The sequence below is a fragment of the Limosilactobacillus galli genome (assembly GCF_947381495.1).
GTDB lineage: Bacteria > Bacillota > Bacilli > Lactobacillales > Lactobacillaceae > Limosilactobacillus > Limosilactobacillus galli.
The window spans coordinates 1-5,223 of the sequence record NZ_CANCWK010000067.1 but is presented as its reverse complement, the minus strand read 5'-3'; the positions used below and the strand labels follow the sequence as shown (position 1 = coordinate 5,223).

At 31.6% G+C, this 5,223-nt stretch carries 3 protein-coding genes; all 3 read left to right on the top strand.

Going from position 1 to position 5,223, the window contains the following annotated elements; genetic code table 11:
- The first annotated feature begins 290 nt into the window (after positions 1-290).
- Genes QOS10_RS08935 through QOS10_RS08925 form a run of 3 tightly spaced genes read left to right on the top strand, consistent with a single transcriptional unit; the run spans position 291 to position 5,003 of the window.
- Complete coding sequence (locus QOS10_RS08935) at positions 291-1,367, top strand: hypothetical protein (protein ID WP_283595134.1); 1,077 nt, start codon at positions 291-293, stop codon at positions 1,365-1,367.
- Positions 1,367-3,280 carry an McrB family protein gene (locus QOS10_RS08930; protein WP_283595133.1) on the top strand — a complete coding sequence of 638 codons (1,914 nt, stop codon included), beginning with the start codon at positions 1,367-1,369 and terminating at the stop codon, positions 3,278-3,280. The genes QOS10_RS08935 and QOS10_RS08930 overlap by 1 nt, the downstream gene beginning before the upstream one ends.
- A complete protein-coding gene (locus tag QOS10_RS08925; RefSeq protein WP_283595132.1) occupies positions 3,264-5,003 on the top strand; it encodes a nuclease domain-containing protein in 1,740 nt (579 codons plus the stop codon). The genes QOS10_RS08930 and QOS10_RS08925 overlap by 17 nt, the downstream gene beginning before the upstream one ends.
- Positions 5,004-5,223: the final 220 nt, after the last annotated feature.

The following is a 5,223-nucleotide window of genomic DNA, read 5'->3' as shown; positions in this document are numbered from 1 at the left end:
TGCACCACCACGATGACAGCTATGCCCATTACCATGATTACCTCAACGATGATGATCATAACGATGGCAACAATGATCTCAACTAAGGGAAACAGACAGAAAAGAGATTAACTATCAATAATCAATGGAGTTAGGTGAAATTTGTGGATTCAATTAACCCTGTTTTGCTTTAAAACTAGTATGGGAAATAGATATAGACAAAAGAGTCAGGAAACTTATTTGGACGCTAATTGGATAGGTTATGATAATTACGTTAGTTAAATATGTCACTTATGAGAGGAGTATATTTGGTGAAAATCGATGATAGACTGAATTTTTTACTTAATATTATGCCAGATAGAAACTTTATAAATATTATCAGAAATTCTGGTGGGCAATTAGGGTCACCCTCAAAAAAAATAAATGCTCAATATAGAGCATTTTTGATAAATAAAAAAATTCAAAATAACGTAGCACCCAAAGTGCTTAAGGCAATAATTAGTGAAGTAAGTACTATTGGGAATAATAATTCCGAAAACAATGACACTATTTCTCTACTATGTAGAGCTTACCTAAAAAAAGATAGTGAGACATTCAATTTATACAAAAGTAAATATATTAAATCAAATAGCAAGGAAATATCAAATGATACAGGGCAAAAATCAGTTAAAAAAAATGATAACAAGCACTTAGAAAAGGTTATTGAAAAGCAGAAAGATAAAATAGTTAGCTTAAATAATAAATATCAGTCTGAAGCAGTAGTTGTAAAAAAGATGCAGGTAAAAGTTGATCAGCTAGAAGGTATAAATTCAGAGAATAGTCAGCTTATCACTAGCCAAAATGAGCAAATCAAAAAAATGGCTGATAATATATCTGACTTAAAATCTAAGTTGACTTTGAAAAATAGCTCAAGGAGTGTTAATGGCATATATATAAAAGAAATCACATCACTAAAGTCAAAATTAAAAGTAACTCTAAGAAATGAGAAAACTTTAAAAGAGGAAAATACTAATTTGCGAGAAGAAACTGTGAAACTTCAAGAGCAAATAGACCGGTTAGCGGCTAGAAATTACATACTAATTGGTATGCCGATTGGATTTAAATATGGTTCAATAAAAATTCCAAGAACAGCCAGGCTACAAATTGCGGTTAATAGTACATATATGAACGTAAAAGATAGTCAAATAATAAGCTATGTATCAATTGATAATTTGATTTCAAAGTTAGATGATCCATTAACTGCATACGAAAAAATTATTATTTTTAATGGTGAAGTGACCAGAAAAGATATTATAGAGCTAATTAATAAAGTTGGAGAAAATCACTTAGCTTATATAGACAACATAAATGAATTAGAACAAATGTTAAATGGAAATGAGGAAAAATAATGAGTCAAATATTTATTGGTGCATGGAATCGTGCAGATAATTATGGAAATATTTCCGACGATGGAGGTGTCTTTTTTGATAAAAATGAGGATATAATGTTTAATTTGCAGATACTAAATTCATTGGAAAAAGAGTATCAAAACTCTCAGATTCACGTATATCCTAATGAACTTGAAAAGCTAGGATTCCAAGATAATTTTTATGACGACAAGGATACTAGAAGGGAAACATTAGAAGAGTACTTAAGAAATAAACTTTTTATTTTTAAAATTAATAGTACTGACAAGAGGAATCTATTTGCCTATGATATTAAGACTCATATTAAAAATAGTGACTTTTCAGTAAATGATACTTTTGAGGAAGTGCCAATACTATCTGATGAGAGAAATAACTCTAAGAAAATTACTGATAAGCTATTAGCAGGAGAGACTATCTTATCTCATACCGTAAGCATGATAAGCGGTAAAAAAGATAGTATTAGTTCTTTTATGATTTCTGAAGATAGTGCTTCATCTTTGGTGCTATACGAAGATGTTACAGCGGTAAGTACTGATGGTATAGAGAGCATTCAATATCAAAAGCCCAATAAAAATAATCCAATAACAGTACGTAAGATTAATCGAAACCCTAAGATGGATAATTACTATTACGATAATGGTGATAGTGACGATACAAGACATAATATTATGTTTATTCCAACACGGTACTTAAGGGAAGAAGAAAACCAGCTAGAAAATTTTGCAAGTTTTACAACTCTGTTAGTTGGAGAAGAAAATGATGTTGCTGATACTAATAAGACCCAAGATACAGATCTACTATTTCTTGATCAATTTAATAGTGTGATTAGGTCATCTAAGTATCATCTTCTTCTTGATGAAGATGATATTATTAACTTTCACACATCTATTAAGTCGAATCTACTAACTATTCTTGCAGGACTTAGCGGTACAGGAAAATCTAGAATAATCCGTGCATATGCAGAAGCATTGGGAATTGATGAAGCCTCCGATCAATTTAAATTTATATCTGTGAAGCCATCATGGCAAGATGATGCTGATTTACTCGGTTTTGCTGATACAATGAATAATAATTATCGCCCAAGTGATTCTGGATTAGTTGATACATTACTGAAAGCAGAGAAAGACAGCAATCAGATTTATCTAATTGTCTTAGATGAAATGAATTTATCAAGAATTGAGTATTATTTTTCACAATTCTTGTCTGTCTTAGAAAGAGATAGCAATGAGCGATATCTAACTTTATACAATAAATATTTAGAAGCCAGATTGTACAATAGCGCAATATATCCACCTAAACTTTTAATTCCTGAAAACGTAAGGTTTATTGGAACGATGAATATTGATGAGTCAACATTTGAATTGTCGGATAAGTTGTTGGATAGAGCTAATGTTATACAATTAAAAACTCTTCCGTTTTATAAACGTGAAGATATGAAGGTAGAGAATTTAAAACAAAAACAAGAGGAAAAGTCTTGGCGAAAGTTTCCGGTGAAACTACTAAATTACTCTGCTCATGGGGTAAGCTTAAGTAAAGAACAGTTAGAATTCTTCTGGGATCTACACAATACTATAAATCAAGTTCTTCCCAACATTGGAATCAGTTGGCGAAATATAAAGTCAATAGAAAATTTCCTAAATAAGTTGCCCTCTAACTATTATGATAAGTTAGACAAAGCATTGGATTGGCAGATCTCTGAACGAATACTTACCAAATTACGTGGGACAGATACAATGCTTTCTCCATTAATGTCTTTTAATGAAAAAGATCAAAAATTAAAAGGAAAAATTATCGATGTCTTAGACGAATATTCTGATTTATCTGATTTTACAACATGTCGAGAGACGTTATTGGTTAAGGTAAGGGAATTAGTAGCAAATGGTTATGCAAGATAATATTTTTTTAGAAGAAAAAGGCCAACCTAAAAAACAATTTTTATTTAGCGATGATGAACTAAATAGTAGTCATTTAACGATTAATGAGAATTCAGAATGGAGTTTGTTCTTCAAGGAGCCCAGCAATGGGAAACTATATATGGATGGGCTTGACCTATTGTTAGATGAACGTATTAACCATGATGATGGTGGATTATTTATCCAAGCAAGCGATAGGCCATACTATATTTATGATCACAGACAAAATGATAAAAAATACTTACCCGGACTGTATAGATTAAAACTGGTAACGCCGGAAGCAATTAAGTATAGTTGGTTAAAAATAGTGCCAAAGTTTCTTTCAGAAAGTTCCCTGGAGTTAATGCGGCAAGATGTAGAGAATACAGTGAAAGGATTAGCTCGCTCGTTTCGTGCTAATGTTAATGGAAGTTTATCTAATTATTCAGCTTTTTTATCTTTTGAAGAGTTGCAGGCGTTAAGTATTTTACATGAGAATTATAAGAAGTTTAACTCAAATTCATATCTCATATCACAATCGCCAAGGGTTAAAACTACTCCTTATTATGCGTGGTCAAGAAATGTAAAGCGCTCTATTGACAATAGATCCGTGATAAAGATGAGTATGCAGAAGAGGAACAACGCACTGTATTTGAAAAATTATAAGTTAACAGCTAATACTTCCGAGAACGGGGTTCTAAAGCGAGAGTTAATTGATGTTCTGAACATTGTAAACCACATACAGAGTAATCTTTTAAATATTGCTGGTAGGGTAAATAGTTCTTCAATACAAGAGGATCTGGATTTAGTTAATAGGTATAGGTTAAAGATAAACTATATTCTTAGTAATACATGGTTAAAAGATATTAAAGCTGTATATGATATTGGTGGAGTAGCTAATGCTTATTTAGATCATAGATATATTTTTTTCAGGGATCTTCAATGGAAGTTATTACATGACTCTAATTTTCAGCCTCGGTTTGAAAGACAATATCAGTATTATTGGCATAGAACTGATCTTTTATATGAGATATGGGGATATATAAAGGTGCTTGAAGCTTTAAATAATCTAGGATTTAAGCCTCAGAAAGGTTGGATATATGATAATAAGGACCTAGATTTTAGCGGATTAAAATCAGGTACTTGTGTGTATATGTGTTGTACTAAGAATTCAAAATTTAAATATCATATGAACTTAAAGGTAAAGTATGACAGTGTAATTAGACCAAATGAAGCAAATAAGGTAACGCCCTCTGATCCACTATGGTATAGTTCTAGTCATAATCGGCCGGATATTAGGATAGAAATTTACGATCAAGATATGATTTTTCAAAATGCCATTATCTTAGATACTAAATATAGGCGACTTAAAGATATCAACTCTTTTAAAAAAGGTGGGGCATTGGGACAACTTAACTCTTATCATGATCAAATTTTTAGTCCCTACCCATTTGAAACTGCTAAATATAGGAAGTATAAAATATTTCATTACAAAGCGACTAATTCAATTTTAGACGTGGGAGCTCTTTATCCAGGTGATTACAGAAATGTTAGCGATCAATCTGATATTTTAAAAGCAGGTAGGGCAAAATATATTGTATTAAATCCTAAAATTTTAAAAAGCGATGCTTTAATGTCTTTTCTTAGAGATTGTTTTGAAAAACAGGAGCAGCTTTTTGAAAGATTTGAAAAATGGGATAAATTACTGGACGGTAATTTTAAGTAGTCTGGGTATTAGTTATCAGTTAAGATAGAAGTATTTCGTAAAAAGATGACCGATAAAATCTCAGCCTTTTGCTTACATAGAAATCACTTCCATCTTAGAAGCTGTTTACGGGCAAGATTATAGCACTGTTCAGTTTTATTTGGAGTAAGCAGTCAATAACGATACGTATTGAAAACAAATGAAAGGGCGTGAGCCGCGGTTTCTTGCGGTTCACGCCCCT

What these genes read in the sequence shown, in the direction of transcription:
- QOS10_RS08930 (WP_283595133.1), top strand. Translation starts at nt 1,367, where the DNA reads ATGAGTCAAATATTTATTGGTGCATGGAATCGTGCAGATAATTATGGA.
- QOS10_RS08925 (WP_283595132.1), top strand. Translation starts at nt 3,264, where the DNA reads ATGGTTATGCAAGATAATATTTTTTTAGAAGAAAAAGGCCAACCTAAA.